21 protein-coding genes and 1 pseudogene are annotated in these 25,289 nt (G+C 40.3%); 12 read left to right on the forward strand and 10 right to left on the reverse strand.

Translation table 11 applies throughout. The annotated features are described in order from the left end of the window. The first annotated feature begins 8 nt into the window (after window positions 1-8). A complete protein-coding gene (locus tag HUJ22_RS07870; protein ID WP_290875949.1) occupies window positions 9-377 on the forward strand; it encodes a hypothetical protein in 369 nt (122 codons plus the stop codon). A gap of 35 nt (window positions 378-412) precedes the next feature. Here the strand turns inward: HUJ22_RS07870 and acs are convergent. Next, window positions 413-2,335 (reverse strand): annotated as a pseudogene (acs, locus tag HUJ22_RS07875) (acetate--CoA ligase); the annotation flags it as partial. A 479-nt stretch (window positions 2,336-2,814) separates the two neighbouring features. Next, window positions 2,815-3,378, reverse strand: a complete 564-nt coding sequence (locus HUJ22_RS07880) for a sigma-70 family RNA polymerase sigma factor (protein ID WP_290875951.1) — start codon at window positions 3,376-3,378, stop codon at window positions 2,815-2,817. A 338-nt stretch (window positions 3,379-3,716) separates the two neighbouring features. Here HUJ22_RS07880 and HUJ22_RS07885 point away from each other — a divergent pair, with 338 nt between their 5' ends. The 3 genes from HUJ22_RS07885 (at window position 3,717) to HUJ22_RS07895 (ending at window position 7,303) form a co-directional block, all read left to right on the forward strand. Beyond that, on the forward strand, window positions 3,717-3,905 hold the full coding sequence (locus tag HUJ22_RS07885) for a hypothetical protein (protein WP_290875953.1): 189 nt from the start codon (window positions 3,717-3,719) through the stop codon (window positions 3,903-3,905). A 65-nt stretch (window positions 3,906-3,970) separates the two neighbouring features. Next, a complete protein-coding gene (locus HUJ22_RS07890) occupies window positions 3,971-4,159 on the forward strand; it encodes a hypothetical protein (protein ID WP_290875953.1) in 189 nt (62 codons plus the stop codon). A 51-nt stretch (window positions 4,160-4,210) separates the two neighbouring features. Then, window positions 4,211-7,303 (forward strand): CHAT domain-containing protein, encoded by a 3,093-nt coding sequence (locus tag HUJ22_RS07895; RefSeq protein ID WP_290875955.1) that lies wholly within the window; start codon window positions 4,211-4,213, stop codon window positions 7,301-7,303. 18 nt (window positions 7,304-7,321) lie between these two features. On the opposite strand, the gene HUJ22_RS07900 is transcribed toward HUJ22_RS07895, so the two are convergent. Then, window positions 7,322-8,068 carry a tetratricopeptide repeat protein gene (locus tag HUJ22_RS07900; protein ID WP_290875957.1) on the reverse strand — a complete coding sequence of 249 codons (747 nt, stop codon included), beginning with the start codon at window positions 8,066-8,068 and terminating at the stop codon, window positions 7,322-7,324. Between the two features lie 280 nt (window positions 8,069-8,348). On the opposite strand from HUJ22_RS07900, the gene HUJ22_RS07905 reads away from it, so the two are divergent. Genes HUJ22_RS07905 through HUJ22_RS07915 form a run of 3 tightly spaced genes read left to right on the forward strand, consistent with a single transcriptional unit; the run spans window position 8,349 to window position 11,603 of the window. Further along, window positions 8,349-9,803, forward strand: coding sequence for a TlpA disulfide reductase family protein (locus HUJ22_RS07905; RefSeq protein ID WP_290875959.1), 1,455 nt, complete (start codon window positions 8,349-8,351; stop codon window positions 9,801-9,803). Then, window positions 9,803-10,939: a glycoside hydrolase family 3 N-terminal domain-containing protein gene (locus tag HUJ22_RS07910; protein ID WP_290875961.1), complete on the forward strand. Its 1,137-nt coding sequence runs from the start codon at window positions 9,803-9,805 to the stop codon at window positions 10,937-10,939. Before HUJ22_RS07905 ends, HUJ22_RS07910 begins: the two co-directional genes overlap by 1 nt. A 4-nt stretch (window positions 10,940-10,943) precedes the next feature. Continuing rightward, entirely contained in the window at window positions 10,944-11,603 is a 660-nt protein-coding gene (locus HUJ22_RS07915; protein ID WP_290875963.1) for an HD domain-containing protein, read from the forward strand. Between the two features lie 55 nt (window positions 11,604-11,658). Here HUJ22_RS07915 and HUJ22_RS07920 read toward each other — a convergent pair whose 3' ends face one another. Beyond that, window positions 11,659-14,415, reverse strand: coding sequence for a prolyl oligopeptidase family serine peptidase (locus HUJ22_RS07920; RefSeq protein WP_290875964.1), 2,757 nt, complete (start codon window positions 14,413-14,415; stop codon window positions 11,659-11,661). 112 nt (window positions 14,416-14,527) lie between these two features. Here HUJ22_RS07920 and HUJ22_RS07925 point away from each other — a divergent pair, with 112 nt between their 5' ends. From HUJ22_RS07925 to HUJ22_RS07935, 3 genes are all read left to right on the forward strand, one after another. Further along, window positions 14,528-15,100 carry a DinB family protein gene (locus tag HUJ22_RS07925; RefSeq protein WP_290875966.1) on the forward strand — a complete coding sequence of 191 codons (573 nt, stop codon included), beginning with the start codon at window positions 14,528-14,530 and terminating at the stop codon, window positions 15,098-15,100. A 116-nt stretch (window positions 15,101-15,216) separates the two neighbouring features. After that, entirely contained in the window at window positions 15,217-15,651 is a 435-nt protein-coding gene (gene umuD, locus HUJ22_RS07930) for a translesion error-prone DNA polymerase V autoproteolytic subunit (RefSeq protein ID WP_290875968.1), read from the forward strand. Further along, the gene (locus HUJ22_RS07935; protein ID WP_290875970.1) at window positions 15,648-16,982 is read left to right on the forward strand and encodes a Y-family DNA polymerase; all 1,335 of its coding nucleotides are present in this window, start codon (window positions 15,648-15,650) and stop codon (window positions 16,980-16,982) included. Before umuD ends, HUJ22_RS07935 begins: the two co-directional genes overlap by 4 nt. Before the next feature lie 118 nt (window positions 16,983-17,100). Here the strand turns inward: HUJ22_RS07935 and HUJ22_RS07940 are convergent, their stop codons facing one another. Together HUJ22_RS07940 and HUJ22_RS07945 are read right to left on the reverse strand one after the other, a co-directional pair. Further along, window positions 17,101-18,210, reverse strand: coding sequence for an FAD-dependent oxidoreductase (locus HUJ22_RS07940; protein ID WP_290875972.1), 1,110 nt, complete (start codon window positions 18,208-18,210; stop codon window positions 17,101-17,103). Next, window positions 18,207-19,391 carry a M20 family metallopeptidase gene (locus HUJ22_RS07945; RefSeq protein ID WP_290875974.1) on the reverse strand — a complete coding sequence of 395 codons (1,185 nt, stop codon included), beginning with the start codon at window positions 19,389-19,391 and terminating at the stop codon, window positions 18,207-18,209. Before HUJ22_RS07945 ends, HUJ22_RS07940 begins: the two co-directional genes overlap by 4 nt. Window positions 19,392-19,502: 111 nt before the next feature. On the opposite strand from HUJ22_RS07945, the gene HUJ22_RS07950 reads away from it, so the two are divergent. Further along, window positions 19,503-20,765: a DUF4097 family beta strand repeat-containing protein gene (locus HUJ22_RS07950; protein ID WP_290875976.1), complete on the forward strand. Its 1,263-nt coding sequence runs from the start codon at window positions 19,503-19,505 to the stop codon at window positions 20,763-20,765. Here HUJ22_RS07950 and HUJ22_RS07955 read toward each other — a convergent pair. Continuing rightward, on the reverse strand, window positions 20,762-21,028 hold the full coding sequence (locus HUJ22_RS07955; RefSeq protein ID WP_290875977.1) for a DUF4405 domain-containing protein: 267 nt from the start codon (window positions 21,026-21,028) through the stop codon (window positions 20,762-20,764). The genes HUJ22_RS07950 and HUJ22_RS07955 overlap by 4 nt on opposite strands. 137 nt (window positions 21,029-21,165) lie before the next feature. Here HUJ22_RS07955 and mnmD point away from each other — a divergent pair, with 137 nt between their 5' ends. Then, the gene (mnmD, locus tag HUJ22_RS07960; RefSeq protein WP_290875979.1) at window positions 21,166-21,930 is read left to right on the forward strand and encodes a tRNA (5-methylaminomethyl-2-thiouridine)(34)-methyltransferase MnmD; all 765 of its coding nucleotides are present in this window, start codon (window positions 21,166-21,168) and stop codon (window positions 21,928-21,930) included. Window positions 21,931-21,937: 7 nt separating this feature from the next. On the opposite strand, the gene HUJ22_RS07965 is transcribed toward mnmD, so the two are convergent. The 3 genes from HUJ22_RS07965 to purF all read right to left on the reverse strand — a co-directional run bounded on the left by HUJ22_RS07965 (window position 21,938) and on the right by purF (window position 25,207). Further along, window positions 21,938-23,041, reverse strand: a complete 1,104-nt coding sequence (locus tag HUJ22_RS07965) for a RuBisCO large subunit C-terminal-like domain-containing protein (protein WP_290875981.1) — start codon at window positions 23,039-23,041, stop codon at window positions 21,938-21,940. A 70-nt stretch (window positions 23,042-23,111) separates the two neighbouring features. Continuing rightward, window positions 23,112-23,705: a ribosome biogenesis GTP-binding protein YihA/YsxC gene (gene yihA, locus HUJ22_RS07970; protein ID WP_290875983.1), complete on the reverse strand. Its 594-nt coding sequence runs from the start codon at window positions 23,703-23,705 to the stop codon at window positions 23,112-23,114. Beyond that, entirely contained in the window at window positions 23,705-25,207 is a 1,503-nt protein-coding gene (gene purF, locus HUJ22_RS07975; protein WP_290875984.1) for an amidophosphoribosyltransferase, read from the reverse strand. Before purF ends, yihA begins: the two co-directional genes overlap by 1 nt. Window positions 25,208-25,289 lie beyond the last annotated feature (82 nt).

The raw sequence follows: 25,289 nt of genomic DNA on the forward strand, positions 1-25,289 counted from the left end.
CAATCCCAATGTCAGAATTAAACGAAGCAAATTACCGCCGCATTTCCATCATCAACTGGATGCTCACCGTTCCCATGATGGTACTTTTTGCCTGGCCTTATTTCTATACTGCAGATTTAATGGGTCTGGATACCCTCTATTGTTATATGGGAGCCTTTATCTTTGCGGCACCTTTTATGCTTACTATACTGCACGGACATGTAACCATGGCCCTTGGCTCACTCCACCGACATCATTATTATGATTGGATGACCCAAGAAAAGCCACTTACTTATGGTCTTTTTTTTCACCCTATGTTTGTCAAAACACGTTTCAGGCTCATTATGCTAATCTTGAGTCTGCTTTTTCTGCCGGCAGGCTATTTGTTAGGGATATAACAAGATTTAGCCTATTCCCCCTTACTGATTGAGCATTAATAAGCCTTCCCATTCTTGATTTCATCCACCACACTTGGATCTAACAAAGTAGATGTATCACCAAGATTATCCAGATCTTTGGCCGCAATTTTCCTAAGAATTCGACGCATGATTTTTCCGGAGCGGGTTTTCGGCAGCCCTGATACAATCTGAATTTTATCAGGCTTAGCAATGGGGCTGATAATTTTACTTACCAAATCCAACAACTCTTTCTTAAAAGCTTCCGGATCCTTGACTTGCTCGTCACAAATCATAAAAGCAAACACCCCTTGCCCCTTAATGTCGTGAGGAAAACCAACTACCGCTGTCTCAACCACTTTAGGATGTTCGTCCAGGGCATTTTCAATTTCAGCAGTTCCTAATCGGTGCCCCGAAACATTTAATACATCATCCACACGACCGGTTATCCGGTAGTAACCATCCTCATCACGTCTGCAGCCATCTCCGGTAAAATAATATCCTTCGTACGTACTTAAATAAGTCTGCTTATATCGTTCATGATCACCATAAACAGTTCGGGCAATACCCGGCCACGGATGTTTGATACACAAATTTCCTTCTACTCCATTTCCTTCAATTTCCTCACCATTTTCATCCATTAAAGCAGGAAAAACGCCGGGGAGCGGTAATGTAGCAAAACCGGGTTTAGTAGGAGTAATTCCCGCTAAAGGAGAAATCATAATTCCTCCGGTTTCCGTTTGCCACCAGGTATCCACGATCGGGCATTTATTATTTCCTATGTGATCATGATACCAATGCCAGGCTTCTTCATTAATAGGTTCACCTACAGTTCCTAATACCTTTAGTGAACTCAAGTCATACTTCTTAACATAATCGATATCATAAGACATCAAGGCTCTAATAGCCGTTGGAGCCGTGTAAAAGTGCGTAACTCGATATTTTTCTACCACTTCCCATAGCCGGCCGGCATCCGGATATGTCGGAGTCCCTTCAAAAATAATCCCTGTAGCTCCGTTAAAAAGCGGTCCATAAATAATATAACTGTGGCCTGTAATCCATCCTGCATCTGCTGTACACCAATAAATATCGTCGGCTCCTACCTGAAATACCTGTCGAAATGAATAACTCGTATACACCATATATCCCCCACAAGTATGAACCACCCCTTTGGGCTTACCGGTTGAACCCGATGTATAAAGAATAAAAAGCGGATCTTCGGCATCCATTTCAACCGCTTCATGCTCTCTGGAGGCATTTCGGATTAGAATATGCCACCATTCATCCCGCCCTTCTTTCCATTCAATTTCACGGTTGGTTCGCTGGCATACGATCACACTTTCTACAGAAGGACAGCTTTCAAGTGCTTCATCTGAAATTTCTTTAAGAGGAACATGCTTATCCCCGCGCCGAAGACCATCGTTGGTAATCAACATTTTAGCTTCACAGTCATTGATCCTTTCTGACAGCGACTGTGCAGAAAATCCTGCAAATACAATGGAGTGAACCGCTCCAATTCTGGCACAAGCAAGTGCCGAAATCACTAATTCCGGTGTCATAGCCATATAAATGACAACACGATCCCCTTTTTTGACACCTTTACTCTCCAACACATTGGCAAACCGACAAACATCTTCGTGCAACTGTCTATACGTAATTGTTCGGCGAAATGAATCAGGATGATTCGGCTCAAATATAAAAGCTGTTTTATTCCCAATAGTGTTCAAATGGCGATCCAACGCATTTTCTGTAATATTCAGCTTACCACCTTCAAACCATTTGATATTCGCGTCTTTAAAATTTCCTGTTTGAGTTTTATCCCAGCGTTTTCGCCAATAAAACGTTCCGGCTTCATGATCCCAAAATTTAAGACGGTCTTTTTCACTTTCTCTGAATGTTTGCTGATACTCTTCAAATGATTTTATATTAAGCCACATTTTTAAATCAGTTTGGTTATGAAATTTTGATGATGTTGTAGGTTTTTGAGCGAATAATCAAGTTTATCTCTCATTTTGAGAAGATTTGACCTTTTTTGAAGTAATTAAGCCAAAATTTTCAAGAATGTCTGCTGGATTATACATCATTTACAAAATATAGAGTTGAAGAATTAAGTATCCCGCAAATATTTAGCTAAAGCTAAAAAAATGTTACACACACATTTTACCCTCAAAATTTTCCTTTTATGATGCCTTTTTTTTAGGGTTTTTCGAAAAAAATTACACGCACAAAATGGCATTTTTTTACCCGAATTGGTGCTCAAAATTTTTAAAATGTGCCAAAAAAATGGATTCTTGTTCCTGAAATTTGAGTATTTCTTAATATTTAATAATGAATCAGAAGGGATTTTTGAGCGAATATATTCATCAAAAGAGTAACATAGTACCCACCTTATGATGGCCAGATACTGTTATTACAAGGTGATTTTTCCGGGCAAAACTGTTTATTGATTGGATTTCCGCTTATAGCAATGATGCAAACGACTCAAAATACGGTGCTTTCGAGTGCGCACGTTCGCGTTAGAAAGGTCAAATTCCTCAACAGCATCATCTGTACTGGCTTCCGGCCTATCCATGAAATACTCAATAAACTCCCTGGATTTCTTTCTAAGCTCATCTAAACATTCTTCCAGTATACGCTGCCTTTCTTTATCCAGCAGGTTCTGGAACTGCTCTTCCGGCTCATATATTTCATTAAAGGACTCTCCGTCATAGTCAAACTTGTGCTGACGCTTTATATATCGGAGATATTCATGACGACAAGACTTAATCAGATAACTGAATATATACTTACTTTTCTTGATCTTATTCTTCCGTATTTGTTCAAATACATCCAAAAAAGCTTGCTGTACACATTCTTTAGCCGCATTTGATTCTGCACTCATCACCACTTGAAGATAGTCCTCAAGTCTTGGGATCACTTCCGACAATAGTTCGCTTGCCTTCGTGTCATCCCCTTTTTGGAGTGCTTCTACCAATTCCGAATAATCAACTCTGAGTTGTGCCAAACTAACCAACCAATAATTAAAAATTTTTGACAGCTTTGATGCTTATCACTGAATTCGAATACATCAAAGAATTTACAGTTCTATTTAAACTATCAAAATATACGAGCTCCAATAATAAGTGATTTTTTTTGAATTATTAATTCATTTTAATCTTTTAGTGGCAGCTGTGAATATTAAGATTTAGATTAATTTTGTAACAATATGTAAGAATTATACTCTTACAATGGAGTAGAAAAATGTCTTTAAAACAATAAACTACTCTAAAATTAAAATGTAACAAATAGCAATAAACATACTCTTGTACTTAACCTAAAGTTTAATCTTTAAATATCAATACCATGAAATCACTAAAATCTCTCTTCGCCCTCGCTGCCATTGTAACTCTTTCGTTCGGATGCGCCTCGGTCACCGATGCCTCCCTGACCGAAGAACTCAACAAAACCCCGGATACTCAAATCACCTCCAGCGATGACGGTGTATTCTCCGGCGGAAACGATGTAGAGCCTATCGTGGAGAAACCCTGGTAGTCACACAATCACTAACCCAGTTCTTTAATTCACAACTCAATAACACACTTAAATTATATAACACCATGAAATCACTAAAATCTCTCTTCGCCCTCGCTGCCATTGTAACTCTTTCGTTCGGATGCGCCTCGGTCACCGATGCCTCCCTGACCGAAGAACTCAACAAAACCCCGGATACTCAAATCACCTCCAGCGATGACGGTGTATTCTCCGGCGGAAACGATGTAGAGCCTATTGTGGAAAAACCTTGGTAAAAATCCAATTATCTTCATTAAATTAAGGTTCAATTAATAAGATGATTAGCTTTGAATTTACTTTATCTATTAATAATAGCATTTACGTTTTCGGATACCACCGATGTTCGTATTCAAACCGAAAACCAAATAGAACACTATGTTAACAATATAAAATCTGATAAAAATCTAAGTTTGAATTCATGGGCTTTTCATGAAGTTGCAACTCTAAACTGTACGACATTAGATATTGCAAAAAAACATCTTCAAAATTTGCCGGATCATGCTTCTTACTATGAATACCTTGATTGCAATGATATTCTAAATAAAAAAGCGGGTGATGAAAGTATCCAATTTTGGGAAGGGGATATTCTAGATCGATATAAAAGAATCATTGAAAGTGAAAGTAAAATAACTGAAGAGATATTGGGTTTTAACGACTACCCTCTATTACATTTCACCTTGTTAATGCGTAGTAACGCCAGTGATTATTATTCTTTGGAATATTTGAAGCAGGCTTTGGAAAATTGGCTTGATTACAGCCAAAGTTTGACTGATAAAAATAACTTGGAGTATGTTCTATTTATCTCCAACATCATACGAGCTGCCTATATACTCGATAAGTATGAGATCATTGAAAAACATTATGAAATATTTGTTAATCAAAACATACTCCCTAATTCAAGCCATAAACTAAGGCTATTAGGAGCCTTTGATTACACCTTTTACGTCTTAGGTAATTACGACAGGTCTTTGAAACTCCAAAGGGAAGAATCTTTGCCTTTAGCCCAGTTTATAGGAAAGAAAAGTGATGTTCAAGCCATTAAAAACCGGCAAGGAGCATATCTTTTCTCCCTTGGTAAATATGAGGAGTCAAAGATTGTTTATGAAGAGTTATATAATGATTCATTAAGCTTCGAAAATCAGTACTCACTTTTCACAAATCTTGGAGTAAATTACTTAAAACTTGGCCAAGCGAATAAATACATTTCCTTTCAGCTTCGGGCCTTAAATCAGGAAACAAAAAACTACAGAAGCTTACTTCAAATTTATAGAAACCTGTTTGTTTATTATGTTTCTATTAAAGATGTTAATGTTGCATTAAGTTATATAGACAAAGCAAAAGAGGTGGCTCAAAATAATTCTGATACGACGGAATTAGCACTAATTGATTCTTATTTAGGTTCTTTCTACTGGTCAACCTATAAAGATCATGAAAAAGCCCTTGATTTTTTAAATTCCGCCGAAGGAATACTTTCTCCTGAAAGGGACTATGCCAGGTATGCAAATCTATTAATTGAAAGAGGTACCATTTTAATTGAAATTGATTCTCTTGATGCAGCTCAAAATATATTCAATACAATTAAAAAATTAACCCTCTCCAAATCAGATACACCAAAATATATTGACGCATTGGTAAATCTTTCATCCATTTATCTAAAAAAAGGTGATTTGAAAAATACCTTTTCGAATTTGGAAGAAATAAAACTCTACTCCCTAGACAACATCGATTTCCCATTGCTCACTAAATACTATACTGTTAAAGCTGAATACAATTATAAAACAGGCAATAGAAGAGCTGCCATAGCTGAATTAAAACCGGTTGTGGATCAAGTCATAGATCGAGCTAAAAATAATACCGACTCTCAAGAAGGGTATTGGTCGGTAGAGGATGAGTACCTGGAGGCTTTTGCATTAATGGTGGAGTTATTTATAGAAACTGAGGCCCCTGAGGAAGCTCTTTTGCTCCTGGATCAGCTAAAAACCATTAATGACGCTTCTTTATATAACAGTCCGTTGATCAAGGCCGCCAAGTTATCAGAAGAAGACTTAGTCGAAGAAAAGCGCCTAAATAGAAGGTTGCAGTCACTTCGGAAAAAATATCTGAATGCCACTCAGGAAGAGCGTTTTGCAATAAAAATAGAAATCGATCGTACTTCCGCTATGCGGGAACAAATTTTGGCCGAAGTAAATCTTAATAAAGAAAGGGATCTGCCTTCGGTTTGGGCCGTCCAAAGATCCATACAGTCAAATGAATTGGTCTTACATTTTACGGAAGTTGGGACTCACTTATATGTCACACACTTAACCAGGGATGACACTAAAATTAATGTCTATGATTTCCCACAGGAAACACAAGAAAAATTTAGCAGTATTGCAGATGATCTAGCCTCAGGAAATACAAATTTGAATCATTTGCATGAACTATATCGGTTCCTTGATTTAAGTCAAATTCCGGATGACATAAACATGATTTCGGTTATACCGGACAATTATTTGTACCGAATTCCTTTAGAAATATTACCTACCGAATCTCCGGATTCTCCTATCAGTTTTGGCAGCACACATTATTTAATTGAGGATTATTCTTTTCGGTATTTCACATCACTAAAAGAATTTGACGGTAATCAACGTACTTTTAATGCTTCAACTGAAAACGATTTCAGTGGTTTTGGAATTTCTGACTTCAAAAACTTTAAAAACACAAATCTCCCGTCGCTTCCCTATGCTACTGTTGAAACCAGGAATATCAACTCAGTGCTTACTTCATTTCAACAAAAAGAAATTTATAATGAAGGTAATGCAACTAAAGATGCTTTTAAGCGACAAGTTGGTTCTTCACGGCTAGTGCATGTAGCTACGCACAGCGAGGTTTCAGAGCAAAATCCACTCTTTTCTACAATTTATCTGAAAAACTCCAACCCGGGCGATACCCTTGAGTCTGAACAAGCACTTTATGCATATGAATTGTTTGATACGCCACTCAACAGTGAGTTCATTATGCTGAATTCATGCAGTTCAGGATCCGGAAATTATATTCAGGGCAGTGGCGTAATGGGTATCAGTCGTGCTTTAAGATATGCAGGAGCCAAAAGCCTTGCACTGAATTTATGGTCCGTCAATGATAAAGTAGCTTCTGAATTTGCTACAGATTTTTACGGTTATTTAAATGAGGGGGTCACTAAGAGTGAAGCCATCAGAAAAGCGAAGCTAAATCAACTTAAAAGGTCTAATGCCAACCCTCATTTTTGGGGAGCTTATATGATGATTGGCAATCCTTCTCCTATCACACGGTCATCTGAAAATGCGTTTCTGCTATTTTCTTTATTGGCCGCATCAATATTATTTAGCGGATATACCACCTATCAAAAAGCTGCTGCATAGGCCGCAGGGAGCTAAATATTACCGGCTAACCACACTGGCAAGTGCATCAACATAGGTCTTAGCTACCCGACTGTAAGCACCGTTCAACTCATAAGCTTTTTGGAAAGCTTCCTCTGCTTCATCAAGACGGTCTAATTGGAAATAGGTATTACCTAAGAACCAATAGCCCTTCTCAAGAGTAAGAATCTCAATATCATTTTGAGCAATTACCATTTCGAAGCTCTCAATGGAAGAAGAATAATTTCCATTATTATATTGAATTGAACCCAGGCTTAATGCAATTTCTGCTGTTAGTTGTGGATCATCAGTATTTTCAAGTTCTGTCTCTAAAAGTGAAATTGCTTCTTCAACTTCACCGTCGGTTGCCAATCTAATAGCTTGCCGAATCACATCACTTGTTACTGTTTCTGAAACACCCCTTGCATCCCTCATGATTTCAAGTCCAATTTGATCAACCGGACTTACGGAAAGGTCGCCTGAAGTACTTATGTTCATTACGCCAATTACGCCGGCAATCAAGATAACTGCTGCCGCTGCGGCATACCGAACAACTTTTTGGAAGGAATAAATTTTAGCAGAAGGTTGTGCTGCTTTCTTATGATCAAGAATTGCCTTCACATTGGCTACACTTTTCATGTAATCCAAGTAATAGTCATCCTGAATTAATTCAGCCCATAACTCATCTGCTTGCTCTGCATTTAACTTCCCATTTACATACAGATCAATTTTCCTCTCCAGCTCTTTATTTACTTTACTTTCTATCATTTCTGTATTTATGATTAAATATTACTAACTGATTTTTACCGTCATTGTTTAAACCCGCAGGTTTTCACCCATTTCTTTAGATACTAAATATATAATACTATACTATATCTATTAAATAAGAGTAAACACCACTGTATTTGTTACATTTTATTTGAATTTTTTTTCAAAATTATTTTTAGCGGGTTGATTTCTTATTATAAAGAGGATTCTAAACACTGTAATGTTACAGGTTTTTCTTTTATGGAGAGTAAAATTAAACGATTCTAACCAACTTAACTAAATGGCCTTTAACTATCGATTAATCATATTGATTGTTGTTTCTACATTTTTCGTTTCATGTACTCAAGAAAGCACTCTTAGTGGTAGTATAGATTATCTTGGGGATGCAGTTCTTATTCTTCAGGAAAAACCCGTCCATTACAAATATGCCCCTGTTTCAAATGATACCATACCGGTAACAGATGAGGGCACCTTTGATTTGTCCCTCTCTGTAGAACAACCAGAACTTAGAACTCTTTATATTAATGATGCCTCCTATCCTGTTTACCTAACTCCCGGAAATAATCTTTCAATTACCATCACCCGTTCTGATTTTCCCAAAAACGTTCGGGTGGAAGGATATTCACAAGATTGGGATGAACGATATGACGCCTATTTGCGTGAAATTGAAGGGCTCGACTCCCAAATCCTTCAGGAAGTGGAGAAAATTAAGGTTGGAGAAGAAAACCAACTTACAAACCTAAGTAAACAAAAATATAAAATTGCTGAAAAGCATCTTAAAGAAACTCCTTTCAGAGACTATTACTTGCAAGCAATTGGAGAACATTTGGTTTTTAAAGTTCGGTCAATAGAATATAATGGGCGCAATTTCGACCATTTTGATACAGATTCTGCCCGGGCCAGCGTTTTCAATGAAGCCAAAGAACTTGGTTTTTTCACCTTTGAATCTCTTAAAGCACAGCGTGCCGGCATCAGGGATTTCACTCATTATTACGCCCGTACATTTGGGATTTACGATAGCGTAAAGGCCGACTATGAGATGGATTTATCCGAACATGACATCAAACGAATAGCATACAAGTCTTTAAATGAGAAGCGTCTGGAGGTTTTGGAACATATAGAAGAAAGGGACGCATTGGCTCACGTACGGATGTATTTAGTGGCTGAACGAATTGGAGAACAGTCTTTGGAAATAGCCACACCAAGTTATGAGGACTATCTTGAAGAATTTTCAGATTATCCCAAATACACTGATTTTTTAACTTATTTCTATAATGAAATTAAATCTGTCTCCCCAGGCCAGCCGGCCGTTCCTTTTGCAATTCCCGATATTAATGGAGATATCCATACCATGGAAGATTATAGAGGCAAATTTGTATTGCTAGATTTTTGGGCCGGATGGTGCCAGCCGTGCCTGGAGGAGTTTCCGCACATGCGCGATATTTATGAACGTTACTCACGGGATGAACTTGAGATCGTAGCTATTTCAAACGAAGTGGACAGCCTGGTTTGGGTACAAGACATTAAGCGGTTTGATAATCCCTGGGTGCAGCTTTACAGCGGTGATGGTTTTCAGGAAAAGACCTTCACTGCTTATAAGGGTGGTGGAATTCCATTCTATATTTTAGTTGATCCGGATGGAAAGATCGCCCGTTATAATGATATTCGAGCCTCTTTTAATTTTACTACCGTATTTGACTCCCTCTTAACTGAATACAAAAATTCACAAGAATAATGCTTCGATTTTTACTTGCTTTACTATTAATACCCGGTATAGTTAGCTGCCAGGATTCAAAGCCTGAACCTCAAGAGATCATAGATTCCCAACGCCTTGGGCAAATGATCGTAATTGGATTCCGAGGCACCGAGCTTTCAGAAGAAAGCACGATCTACAAAGACCTTTCTGAGCGAAATATTTCCGGTGTGGTTTTATTTGACCGGGATGTTATTACCGGGAACCGAAGTCGCAACATTGAAAGCCCGTCTCAGCTCATGCAGCTTACCAACAGTATTATTGCATCCGCTCCCACTTCTCCCATCATAGCCGTAGACCAGGAAGGCGGATTGGTAAGCCGACTGAAACAAAGCAAAGGATTCCCAAAGTCTGTCTCAGCTGAGTATTTAGGAGAGCTGGATAACGAAGATTCAACCCGGCATTACTCCCGGCAGATGGCTCAGGAATTTATGGTGGTGAGTACCAATACCAACTTCGCCCCCGTTGTAGATGTCAACACTAATCCCGAAAATCCCGTAATCGGAAAACTGGAACGCAGCTTTTCATCCGATCCTGAAAAAGTAGCTGAACATGCCGGATATGTTATTGATGAATACAGCAATGAGGGGATTCTAACGGTACTAAAACACTTTCCGGGACATGGAAGCTCTACTTCCGACAGCCACCTTGGCTTTACTGATGTAACTGATACCTGGAATGAATCTGAACTCATTCCTTATAAAAAGCTTTTTTCCGAAAAAGAGATTCATGCGGTGATGACCGCTCACATCTTCAACGCTAACATCGATTCCCTGTGGCCGGCTACCTTATCCGATAAAACGATAAATGGTTTACTCAGAGACTCACTGGGGTTTGAAGGCGTTGTGTTTTCCGATGATATGCAAATGGCTGCCATTCGGGCTGAATACGGATTAGAAACAGCCATCGAAAAAGCCATTAATGCCGGTGTCGATATTCTGATTTTTGGAAATAACCTGGTGTATGAAGAGGATATCGCAGAACGAGCCATCAACATTATTCAAAAGTTACTGGAAGAAGGAAGGATCGAAAAAGAAACCGTAGAAGCATCACTCGCCCGAATTGATAAGCTGAAAGAAGAGGTGATCGCTCCCCTTTGTACCTGCATGGATTTTTAGGCAGATGAATCAAACAGATATTCTTTCAAAAACTGAAGAATATGTTCGTGAAACATTGGAAGGAGAAGGCAGCGGACATGATTGGTGGCATATTCACCGTGTCCGAAATACAGCACTGAAACTTGGTAATGAAGAAAACGCCAACCTTTTTGTTGTAGAACTAGCGGCTCTCCTCCACGATATTGCCGATCATAAATTTCATGATGGAGATGAAGAAATCGGATCTGCAACCGCTCGAAAATGGCTCCAAGGACTAAATGCAGAAAAACACATTATTGATCATGTATGTGACATTATACGTGATGTGTCTTTTAAAGGAGCGAAAGTTGAAACTCCCATGAAATCTATTGAGGGAAAAGTTGTGCAAGATGCCGACCGGCTGGATGCCATAGGCGCTATTGGCATCGCCAGGGCTTTTGCGTACGGCGGGCACAAAGGACGCGAACTCCATAACCCAGATATCAAACCGGAAAGTCACGCCTCATTTGAGTCTTACAAGAAAAATAGCGGACCAACCATCAACCATTTCTACGAAAAACTGTTTTTGCTTAAAGATCGTATGAATACTAAATCCGGACGCAAACTGGCTCAGGAACGCCACCAATTTATGCAAGAATTTGTAGCTCGCTTTTTAGATGAATGGGATGGAAGTGTTGAATTATGAATGCTAAATGTTGAATTAGATCTATTTAGAATTCAACATTTAGCATTCAACATTTCTAATTTCCCCGATATTCTTCTCCCTTAATGATCCATTTTGGTTCACCTTCGCCCTTCAGGTAGTAATCAAAATACTCTTTCATGCGAATGGCATAATCGAGGCGGTTTTCTATTTTTTGAGGATGATGCGGCTCATTATGATACTGCAGGAAGATCACATCTTTGTTGTAGCGACGCATGGCCAGGTACATCTCAATACTTTGCTCCCAGGGCACCGCACCGTCGTCATCACCGTGCATGATCAGCATCGGTGTGGTAATCTTGTCCGCATAGAAGACCGGTGAATTTTCGATGTAGGCAAGCGGGGCCTCAATCAGTGTTTTACCGATTCGACTTTGCGTTTTTTCATACTGAAATTGACGGGCCATCCCGGATCCCCAGCGAATTCCACTGTACGCACTCGTCATATTACTGACGGGGGCACCAGAAACCGCCGCATCAAAAATATCGGTTTGGGTAACCATAAATGCGGTTTGGTAGCCACTCCATGAATGCCCGTGCAAACCAAGTTTATCCTCATCCGCTATCCCCATTTCAACCAGCTTCTGAATTCCGGGAACCAAACTCTTAGTAGCTGCAAACCCTGGCCGACCAACTTCAAAGCGAATATCCGGAAGGAATACCACATATTCATCACTTACATATTGGGCAAACACCGGGCGGTGATTGGTCTTCGGCTCATTGAAATCATGCAACCGATCAGTAAAAAACCGATAGTAATAAGTCATGATCGGATATCTTTTATTCGGGTCGTAATTATCCGGTTTAATGACCACACCCTGAATAAACTTGCCATCCAAACTCAGCCAGTCAACGAGTTCTGCTTTTCCCCAATTCCATTTTTCATGAAGATCATCATGTAGATTGGTTAGCTTGTTTGTGCGGTTAAATTTCCAATTATTAGCTACCCAAATATTTGGGAATTCGTCGTAAGCTTCTCTTTTATACAGAATGGTATTTGCATCCTCCGCTTTTTCCACGAAAGTGAATTTCTTGTCTTCTTCAAGCAGACGATTGATACCAGATCGATTTGTCTTGGCTGCGTAGAACCCAAAATTTTTATTGAGATCGTGATAGGAAGTCAAGAGCAAATCTTCATTATTTTCAAATGCTTCATCCCGGTCTTTATTCATCCTTTCGATTCTGAAAATTCGGTTTTCCTCCCGTCCTTTACCCTCGGTTATATTTCTGGAATTTCCGTTAGAAGTATCGAATCGCCAGATGTCGTATTTATCATAGATCATCACAGCGGCATCTTTTTCAATCCATCCGGCTACACCATATCCCGGCACATCCGATGGGTAGTCATGATCTTCGTCATAGAATGGCACATCTATTTCTGCGGTAAGATTTTTAGATTCTAAAGATTGCGTATCCATCAGATACCACTGTTTATCCTGATAATAAGCCGCGAATTTTCCTTCCGGCGACAGATTCACCCATCCGCCAAAGTGCTCCAAAAATTGTTCTCGCTCCCCGGTATTCAGATCTACCGTATAATAATCACGATAGGTGCCGTCCCAAGTACGTTCTTTCATGTATGGAGTATCATCGCTTCCCAAAACCAAATCAGGATTGTGTGCGATACTTACATCCGGTATGTTATGATCAGCCAGCTGTACCCACTCGTTTCTATCGAGATGATACACAGCGGTATAAAGATGGTTTTTCCGGGAATTCCATGTATTCTTTTCATGTGTTTTAATGAGGGGATCATCTCCATGCCAAATATCGAGTCCGCGGTCATCCGTAATTTCTTCCACATCATAAATATCAATTTCTTCTTCAGAATCTTCCTCATCCTCCTCTTTTTTACTATCTAAAGCTGCCATTTCAGCATCCATAAAGCCAAAGAATAGACGGTTGCCATCATTTGTGAACGTAAGGCGATTATTAGACCGAAGCACAAAACCGTCATTGCTTTCTCCTTGTTCAATCAGCGTTTGCAAATTCGAATCAGAGGCTGACCATAAATGCAGGGAGGCATCACTTTCCACATATGAAGTATCGAGTGTGGCTTTGGTAAAGGCCAGATTTTGAGGCTCATGGTCCCAAGTCAGATTTGCATAAAACCCGTTTTCCGCCGTATTGATTTCTTTTGATTCCCAGGCACCTAAATCAAAAATATATGCTCCGTTTTCAGCTCCTGAAGTATCTACAACAGAATATGCCAGGTATTGAGAGAGACTGTCAAAAGCCATTTCCCGTACAAAAGGCAACTGAAACTGATCTCCCGAATCCAGATTCTGAAGCACTAACTCTCTACCGAGTTTATCGTTTTTCGATTTCAGATCTTCAACTCCCTTGCTTTGCATATGATGTACTGCCAGCCATTTTCCATTCTCCGAAAAAGAAAATGATTGCACGCTGTCAAATTCTGTCACTTCCCCATCATTGGTAGATAAAAGCAACAAGCCCTGTTTAGGCTTATCTTTTTCAGCTTTCAGCTCTTCAGCTAATTTTACTTTTCGAAAAGCCGCTACCCATGCTCCATTCGAGGTGATCTTTGGACTGGCCCCCAGTTTCATGGAAAAAGTCTGTCGACCGTTGGTACTTTTTACTTCCACTTTACCGTCACCGCGGTCAGGCCAAATTTCATAAGCGGCCCAATTCCCGTTGTCAGAAAGTTCGATGGAACCGATGTCCTCAAATTTCATCACGTCCTCGAAACTCAAAACACCCTGCCCCGTAGTTAATACCGGACATATAAACAGCCCGATGATCAAAAGAAAAAACCGATTTTTTAATGAATGCATGAATCTAAAATTTATTTTAATGTGGTAACCCAAATAAAACGTATTCAGGCGTTACATCAAATTTTTGATCACTTTCTTTAGAAATATTTTACTTTCAGAGTAAAGCATCGTTATGGCACACACAGAATATACCTATGACTACTTGATTCAAGCATTTCAGCAAGCCAAAGCCACTGCTGAAAATCTGACTTCAGACTTAGATGAGGAAGTGTTTCTGCGCCGACCGGCGAAAGATAAATGGTGTATTGGAGAAATATTGAGCCATTTAGTGCAGACAGGGCGTGAGTATTTGCCGCAAATTAAAAAAGGCCTGAATAAACCGGACTTTGAGTTAAAAAAAGGCGCCGATCCTTTCATTCCCGGTTTTTTATTTCGATGGTTCATTCATCAGGTAAGCCCCGAGAATAAAAAAAAGCTCCCTACAGTGAAATCATTTCAACCCGAGCAAACTACTAGTATTGACCGGCACAAAGTGCTCCAGGATTTTCTTCAACTTCAGAATGAATTCATCATTATACTAAAAAAGTCTAAACTGGAAGGACTTGATTTGGGACGCATCAAAACCCGAAATCCTGTCATAAAATTTGTACCTATGTCACTAATCGCCTGTTTTGGAATTACCGAGGCGCATCAACGTCGGCATTTTGAGCAGATGAGAGACTTGAAAAAAAGGTTTTCTAAGTAACATATATCCTACTCCTGCAAAATCCTCTCTTAATTTTTGAGATTATTGTTTACTCTCTGTATAAATACACATATTTTATACATATAATTTACAGTGGCATCAGTATTGAGGTTATTATGGAAGGACTCAACATTTATCAAGGCGGGTCGGTAAAAAAACAGCGAAATGAGCTCAAGCTTTCATATAAAGCTGAAACCGGTTTTGTTTCTCCCGCCGCCGATCATCTCCAGAAACCATTGGATTTAGAGGAACTGATTGTACACCGGCCCGCAGCTACATTTTATGTCCGGGCTGAGGGAAATGCCATGAAAGAATCCGGAATCCATGACGGCGATATTTTGGTAGTAGACCGGTCTGTTCAGGCTGCTGATGGAAACATAGTGATTGCTGCAATTGATGAAGAACCGGTAATTCGAAGGCTGGTCAAGAGAGGCTCACGGCTGTTTTTAATTTCCGACAATCCAAAATTTGAGCCTATCATCATTCATCCCGATACCAACTGGATGATTTGGGGTGTGGTGACTTATGTCATACATAAATATAAGCTATGATTTTAAAGCTGGACTCTTTCAATAACAGAAGCAGCATTGCCTATGCAATGATCGATTGCAACAATTTTTATGCTTCCTGTGAGCGGGTTTTTAATCCTTCGCTGGAAAACAAACCAATTGTTATTCTGTCCAACAATGATGGCTGTGTTATTGCCCGTTCGGAGGAAGCCAAGCAACTTGGTATCCCCATGGGCGCACCGGAGTTCAAATATCGAAATTTTTTTAAGAAAACCGGAGTAATTGTTCGCTCCTCTAACTATCCATTATATGGAGATATGTCGCGGCGGGTAATGGAAGCCCTTCGAGACCTCACGCACGATATTGAAGTTTACAGTATTGATGAGGCTTTTGCTGAAGTTTCCACCAACACGCATCCCGACCTGGAAGAATATGGTCGCATTATCAAAGAAACCGTTTTTAAATGGACCGGCCTTCCTGTATCGGTTGGAATTGCACCCAGTAAAACCCTTGCCAAGATTGCCAATGAAACAGCGAAAAGAAATCCTGCTTACAAAGGTGTTTTAAATTTATGTGAGAATCCGGGAACCGATCACATATTAAAAAAGATGCCTCTGCAGAAAATATGGGGAATCGGGCATAACCTAACCATCCGTCTGAACCGCTTTGATATTAAAACCGCCCATGACTTAAAACAAAAAATTAATCATAAACGCTGGGTAAGAAAGCACCTTAATGTAACCGGATTGAGAACCGTGCTCGAATTAAACGGCTTTCCATGCATCAAACTCAGTGAAGCCCTGGATTCCCGAAAAGGCATTCTCACCTCCCGCATGTTCGGTAAACCTCTCTTTGATCTTACCGAAATTGAAGAAGCTGTTTCTACCTATGTTTCTCGCGCAGCGGAAAAATTACGAGCTCAGCATTCACTCGCTTCCAATATACAGGTTATGCTGATCGGGGATAAATTCAAGAACCCAAAATCGAAGTATAAGTACGGGGCTTATACCTCTTTCAAGGTACCAACAGCGCATACTCCCACACTTATTAATGCAGGCAAACAGATCACCAGATCCGTTCACCTCCCCGAAACCAAATACAAGAAAGCGGCCATCATGCTAACCGGATTGGTGCCCAACAGTGAGGTACAAATGGACTTATTTGATCCTGAACTTTATACCCGGCAACAATACACGCTGATGGAATGTATAGACCAAATAAATACCCGACATGGGAGAAACACCGCTGCTTTTGCAGCCACCGGCTTGCATCGGAAGAATGAGGAGGAAGCTTCTTGGAAAATGAATCAGAACTTTTTGAGCAAAAGATATACCACAGAATGGGAAGACATAATGATCGCTAAAGCAAAATAATAAAGTGAGGAGTGATAAAGTAAGTTTATATAACTGTTTCCCATGATTTGTTTTTCTAAACCAAAAAAGAGATATGTAAAATAAGGCTTGTTACCTTTAAGACCTACTTTATCACTCCTCACTTTCTCACTAACTCCGAAGCTTCTTTTCCGAGTTGCATACCCAGGGCCACTCCCATTCCGCTTAAACCCGCAACCACAATGGCTTTTTCTGAAATGCGCTTGAGAATAGGGCTTTTGGTACTTGTGAATCCCATTATTCCCGACCATTCTTTTTCAACTCCCCACCCTTCCGGCAACTTCAAAACATTGTTTGCAAAGGATATGAGGTGGTTTTTAATTTTTTCATTCGTTCCAAATTCTATTGTTGTTTCAACATCAATGTCTAAACTTCGAGCACCGCCAAGCAGTAATTGATTCTCACCTACTTCCCTGAAATAATAGTATCCGCCATCATAATGAAAGGTGCCTTTCCATTTAAAGTCAGGGATGGGTTTAGTCACAAATACAAACCCTCTTCCCGGTTTTATATCCACTTCTTTTAAGAGTGAAGAGGTAAAGGAGTTAGTCGCAATAGCTAATTGAGAGGCTTTTAACTGAACGTCATTTCCAAGATTAACAACCCCACTCGCTTCATCAATATTTTGCACCTGAGATTGCCACCGAAATTCCACGCCTTGTTCTAAGTTTTTCTCATATAAAGTACGCATCATTTTTCCGGGATGAAGGCACCCTTCGTGCCTGATGCTTATGGCAGGAAATCCGTTAATCTCTGTAATCTCATAGACATCCTCTTTCCCGGCCGCTTCAACAAGCCATCTGTTTACAATATCCAGTTGGGCAACTGCTTTCTGAAATACTTCATCATCAGTAAAAATTTCAAAGGCACCGGGTTCACGATAATCAATATTTTCATCTCCTAGGGTCTGGCGAAGCAGTTGCAACCCGTTAAACCTTCGCCGGATTCGGTCAATAATTTTGGCCTCTTCCTCGATTTCCATATCAGCCATGTGTTCTGTAACTGAACCAAAACAAGCAAAACCTGCATTCCTGGTGCTGGCACCAATCGGATAAAAGCCACGATCTATCACCAACACTTTTTCATCCGGATGATTTTGCTTATAGAAATATGCTATCGATTGCCCTGTAAGCCCCGCACCCACTATAATCAGGTCATGTTCCCGGTTATACAGTTCCGATTCCCAAAAAGAGCGTTCTGCGTTTTTCATTGGTGATCAAAGGCTAATGAAACCATCAAAGGTATAGCTACTTCAAAAAATCGATCATCCACATTATACTTGGGATGATGCCATGGATACAAAGAGTCTGATTCCTCACTTCCACTTCCCACAAAAAAGAATGCGCCGGGAAAATGCTGTAAATAAAACGCGAAATCTTCTCCCGCCATCACAGGGCGTCGCATCTCTAAAGCTGATTCTTCCCCAAATAATTTTTTCATAGTACTGAGTACCGTTTCAGCTTCTTTTTCGGTATTGATAATTGACGGGTATCCTTTATTGAAACTGAATGTATATCCGCCGCCTGCTGATTCGGTAATTCCTTTCGCCAAAGCTTCGAGTCTTTCAATCACCAAATCTTCCGTTTCCGGCAATAATGTTCTTGCCGTTCCCCAGAGCTTAACTTTTTCAGGAATGATGTTATGTGCAGTTCCTCCTTCAATTTTACCAATTGTCACTACCACCGGTTCGGCTGGATCTACATTTCGGCTGGCTATGGTTTGAATAGCATTTACATACTGCGCAGAAAGCACAACAGGGTCAATGGCCTCATGGGCCCTCGCTGCATGGCCACCTTTACCAATGATCTCTACTTCAAATTCTGAAGTAGAAGCCATCAACGGGCCCGGTTTTGTAGCGATGGTTCCGGGCTTGTGCATAGGTGAGGTATGTAAGCCATAAATAGCCTGTACCTTATGTTTTTGCAGAAATCCGGTCTCGCTCAGCAGCTTCCCGCCACCGGGCAGTTTCTCTTCCCCGGGTTGGAAAACGAGTAATATTTTTCCTTCAATTTCACTTTGTAGTTCCTTTAAAATCCTGGCAGAGGTCAAAAGATTTGAAGTATGTGCATCATGACCACAACAATGAGCCACCCCTTCATTCTTTGAAATAAATGAACTCTTGGTTTCTCCTTGTTCCAAAATTGGCAATGCATCTATATCTGCACGCAATGCAATAACCCGATCAGATTTTTTACCGCCCTCCAAAATACCCACACACCCGGTTTCAAGCGGACTTTCATAGGGTATTTTAAGCTTATCCAATTCGTTCTTAATGAACTTAGTAGTCTCAAATTCCTTAAAACTCACCTCTGGATGTTGATGCAAGTATTTTCGGGTTGAAATGGTATCCGAAAAATATTTTTTTGCCAATTCTTTAATTTTGGAATGCATGCGCTTTTGTATCAATTATATTTTTGCGAATAATAAGCATATTATGTGACTCAACGTAACCTTTTGCAGATCTCTGCCGTACCGGTATGGGTCAGATAAAAAGAAGGACATATGAAAACATCATCTTGGGAAATAATCATTGCAGGTTTCATTTTTGTGGGCGTTGCTATATACCTCATAGAACAAAACTCGGATGCCCCTGTATCCAATGAAACTGCTGCTGCCGACAGCATCCGAATAAACCTGAATGGGAATGACATTCGGGTGTTCGAACTGAAAAGCCTGCAAAATCTTGAGAATCTTAAAAACCTGGAGAATCTCGAAAATCTCAAGAACCTGCGTAATCTTGAGAACCTCAAAAACCTTACTAATTTTTTACCTGCTGAAGTCAGGACTGAATTTGAAGCTGAAATTGATGAAGTAATGCAGGAGTTTGAACAAGAGAGTGTGAACGTAGTTGTCAATACTGAAAAAGGCACCGTTTCTGTTGACAAAATCGTACCGGCCTCTTCGGGAAACTGGACAGCCGTTTCCCCCGGTGTGTTTGCTTATGCAAAAGAATTTGATGCAACAACTCTACAAGAAACCCGGCTGGAATTACCTTTTGGTTCTATTGATGTAATCGGAAGTTCAGGCCCCAAAGCCGAGTTTACTGTAAAGGCATCCGGCCAAATTTCAACAAAAGCAGATCTTCAATCAAAAATTAACACTTCTACAAATATTACAGCCGATCGGGCATTTTTTAAAATAACCCCTCAAACTGGCCAATCAAAAAACCTAAATATTCAGTTACAGGCTACCCTTTCAATACCTGAAAATATACGTGTGCATATGCTTACGAACGCCGGTCATATCTCATCAGAAGATATCCACGGGGAACAAAATTATAAAACACTTGGCGGACATATAACTTTGAAGAATATTTCAGGGAAAATCAGTGCAGAAACCGGGGGTGGGCATATATCCATTTCTGATTCTGAAGGGCATCTGGTTTTAAACTCTAAGGGAGGCAGTATTCACACACAAAACTCCACCGGCAGATTAATCATGAAAACAGCCGGGGGAAATCTTCAGGCTTATGATTTTGGCGGTTCTGTTGATGCCTCTACCAACGGCGGAAATATTGAATTGCGCTTTCTAAAACTTGACGGAAATTCTTCTGCAACAACAGGAGCAGGCACGATTACCCTTTGGACACCCAAATCCGAAAATGCGTCCTTTAATTTAGCCGGGAGCTCAATAGAAATTGATTCTGAACTTGATTTCCAGGGTACCACCTCATCCGGAAGCGCTCAGGGAACCATTGGAAACGGAGCAACTTCCATTACTGCCAAAACGAATTACGGTAAGGTAATTCTGCATGCTAAAAATTAAGTTCGCTTTTTTTTCTTAAAAAGATTGTAACTGTTCACGATCCATGCTGAATGCAGTACCAAATGTATGACAAGAATCAGCGTAAATATTACCGCTGTCCAAAAGTGAATATCTCCCCAATCATGTCGTGATAAGCTAATAAAAGCTTTTTCACCACTGCCCGGCGGCAGTAACACATACATAATGACTCCTGTGAATAACAGCACTAACAGGCATAGAAATAGTGTAGCATCAATCACTATATTTTGGGTATTCTTTCTCATCTTTTCTCGCAGTATTTATCTTTCATTTTAGTATTTTTAAATGAACTTTTTATGAATGTCTACCGGGTTTAGGCAAACTAAAGGGCCTTTTGATTTATCCTGGATTGTCGGCCCTGTTTTCTAATTACTTTTTAAGAATGTCTCCTAAGATACACCCAACCAAAGACGGCTCTTCTACACTGTATTCTGAACAATTCAGTCAATATTATCACAACCCAAATGGAGCGGCTACCGAAAGTTTACATGTATTTTTTGAGTCCTCCGGATTAAATGAATACCTGGAAACTGCCACCTCCCTGACGATTCTGGAAATAGGTTTTGGAACAGGATTAAACTTTCTGTTGCTGCTGGATATCTTGAAACAGCGCGGCTCCAAAATCCCCGTCAAATTTTATTCTATTGAAGCTTTTCCGGTGAGCGCTGAAACTGCTGACGAATTTGACTTTTCCGGCCACATTAATCATCAAGAATTGAATGATGTTTTACCTGATATTTTTAAGAATTTGCAGCCCGGTATAAATCACAAAAAGCCGGTGGGTGAAGTAGATGCAGAGCTGAATTTGTTTATAGGAAAATTTGAAGCTTTTAAACCCGATGAACTACAGGCAGATTTCATCTTTCATGATCCCTTTTCACCGGAGGTAAATGAAGAGCTTTGGACCGATGAAGTTTTTAAAAAGCTGCGGACTTTTTCAAAACCTACAACAGTATTGGCAACGTACTGTGCGGCCTCGAAAGCGCGCGGAGCCATGTGTGCCTCAAACTGGCATGTTGCCAGGGCAACAGGTGCCTTGGGGAAACGAGAAATGACACTGGCTTCCCCATCTAAAGAAAAACTAAAGCAGTTTAAACGGGTAGATGAGAAAAGGCTGAAGAACCGATATCTGAATAATGACTTTTGACAGGAGCTTATCCCTCTAAAATTTCTTGTAATTCTTCAGCAGCTTTCCGAATTCCTTCCGGGTGCTGAAGCATGTTTGCACCCAATAAAAAAACCGTATCCTCTCCATATTCCCTCATCCATTGAGGAATAGTTTCTCGTTTCATTCCCCCACCCGGCATTGGAAATATTGGCTTAAATGATTTTTCCATGTTTCTCGCTGCTTCATTCAGTTCATGACATTCTTTTGGGGTAAAAGAAAATCGCCCGCCGGTATTTGGATAAACGGCGAAATCTGCACCAAAGGCTCGATACAATTCCCCATATAAAAAAGCAGGAGTAAAGCCATGCTCCGGATCAGTAACCAGGGTTCCCGAAAATGCCGGATGAGCTATGATGGGCAAATCCAGCTTGGATTGTGCCAATTCGTGCATGGCTTCATATCCGGAAAGATGTGGGCAAACCAAAACCCCGTCAGCTCCTAAATCAGCAGCAAGCTCGTAATGCTCCATCAACCTGGAACCAGAAGTTGTAATGTTGGGAAAATAACGGGTGAGATTTCCGGTTTCATTTACGGCTTGTCCCAATACTTTAACCACCTTTGAAACCCGCTCCTCAAATGGAGCATAGGGTTGGTTTGTCAAGCCGTGGTCATCTTTAATCATATCAATTCCGCCCAAGGCAAATTCACAAGCTTGTGCTGCAAGTTCATTAGCAGAAAACCCCATAGGCTTTAGTACCCCACACGCCATTGGCCGTTTACGGATTCCAAATGCTTCCCGGATTCCCTCAATGCCAAACTTTGCTCCCTTAAATAAACTGTTCAAATTACCCCAATCCACGGATATAATTTTTATACCTCTTTTCAAGGAGATATTTCCGTAAAGAATATTCAAAAATTGTGTGAGATCATTTCCCGCATTATCCAAAGGCCACTCAATAACCGCCTCATACCGTCCGGGGCTAAAGCTACTTACTTCTGTTACTGTCCCGGCCACCTTATCTAAAATTTTGCGAGATACCACGTCTTCAGGTAACTCCACACTCTGTTCCAGACAAATCCACCGAAGTTTTTCATCGATCTTTTCATCCTCATAGCAAGTTACAAGGTAGCGTACGGTAAAGGTTTCCATGCTTTGATAAAGTGCGAGGGTTTCGTGTGGTTATAGGAGTATCAATAATACGGTAAGCCAACAAAATACTTTAAGAAGAAGATATAAATTCAGCAATTAGAGCTTTAATCTCATCAATCCCATCCCGGGAGCTGGCTGAATATGGCAGAATCGGGACTTCTATATTCATTTCCTTCATAATTCGCCGGACCTGAGCCTTCGATTGATTTACTTTATTCTTTGAAATCTTATCAGCTTTGGAAAGCACAACGGCAAAAGGTTTTTCATTCATCCCCATCCAATAGAAGAAATCCTCATCTAGTTGACTGGGATCATGCCGTACATCCACGACCTGCAAGATCAGCCTAAGCGACTCTCTGTCCAGGAGGTATTCACGGATATTCTTTCCCCAGCGTTCGCGTTCTTTTTTAGGAACCTTTGCATATCCATAACCGGGCAGGTCAACAAAAAAACATTCTTCCCCCACCTGATAATAGTTCATCTGCTGCGTTTTACCCGGCACGTTTGATGTACGAGCAATATTTTTCTTATTCAACAACGCATTTATTAAAGAAGACTTCCCAACATTAGATCTTCCGGCAAAACAAACTTCCGGCAAACCGGCGGGAGGGCATTCTTCAAGTTTTGTTGCACTGGTGATAAACTTCGGCTGGGCATTAAACATTAAATAAGCTCATTTGCTTCTTTCTCTATCCCAAAATTCACCGGTACGGGATAATCTCCGGTAAAACACGCAGTACAATAATCATGACCGGATGGATTCGCCTCTTTAACGGCACCTACCAATCCATCAGGAGAAAGATATCTTAAACTGTCCACACCAATTTCCTTGGCCATTTTTTCGATATCCCGGTCAAACTTGTTAGCAATTAATTCATCCGGACTTGGGAAATCCATTCCGTAAAAGCAAGGACTTATAATTGGCGGTGAACTTACCAGAAAATGTACTTCAGACGGATTACAATCCCGAATCATATCTACTAAATAACGGGATGTAGTTCCCCGTACAATTGAATCATCCACTATTATAACCGGCCGGCCTTCCAGCACTCCACGCACCGGATTGAACTTGGTTCTTACTTTTTGCTCCCGTGATTTTTGCCCCGGCGATATGAAAGTCCTGCCTACATAATGATTTCGGATGAGCCCCATATCATATTGGCAATCGTGCCCCAGTTTTTGGCTTTCCGTGGCATAACCTAATGCAGCAGTATTACTGGAATCGGGAACCGAAATTACCACCGGGCGTTTTCCTGTGGTATCATTTTCAATGATTTCACTTAAAGGATGTTCTTTTGCCAACCGCTTACCCAAGTTGCGACGGATCTTATCCACCATTTCCCCAAAAATCATACTATCAGGCCGGGAAAAATATACATATTCAAAAATACACTGACTGGTTCCCGTTCCTTTTGTTGGCGGAATAAAATATGATTTAGGTTCTCCTTTTTCAGCTGCTTCTTTATCAATAACAACTACTTCTCCGGGCTCCACATCACGAATATATTCCGCATTGTTAATATCGAAAGCACATGTTTCGCTGGCAACACAGAAAGCCCCATCTACTTTACCCAGTGCCAACGGGCGAAATCCATTGGGATCACGCACAGCTATAAGTTTATCATCGGTCAAAATCACTAAACAGTACGCCCCCTCAATTTGACGAAGTGCGTCCATAATTTGATCCATCTGATCTTCATATAAACTGTGAGAAATCAAGTGGAGAATAAGTTCCGTATCAGAAGTACTTTGAAAAAGAACCCCTTCTTTCCTGAAGCGTTCCCGAATTTGTTTGGCATTAGAGAGGTTCCCATTGTGCCCGATGGCCAGATTCCCATTTCTATAATGTACTCTGAACGGTTGAATATTAGCAGGATTTTTGGACGATCCTGAAGTTGAATAACGGTTATGACCAATAGCATTTTTACCATTCAAAATCTTCTTAAAAACTTTAGACTTGCTAAATACATTTAACACCAAGCCGAAATCTTTATAGGCCGGCATGGCATACCGTTCTTTTTCATCGTCAAAATACGAAGTGACGATACCGGCTGACTCTTGCCCACGATGCTGCAAGGCATGCAATCCATAGTAGGTATGAATGGCCGCTTCCGGGTGATTATAGATACCGTAAATTCCACAATATTCGCGAGGCTTATCGCTCATATTTAAAGCTCCAAACTTATGAGGGTTGATGAGTCTTAAAGATAAGAAATGATTGGGGGTTTCGGGAATTATAACTGTAACA

The organism is Gracilimonas sp. (genome assembly GCF_014762685.1).
Classification (GTDB): Bacteria; Bacteroidota; Rhodothermia; order Balneolales; family Balneolaceae; genus Gracilimonas.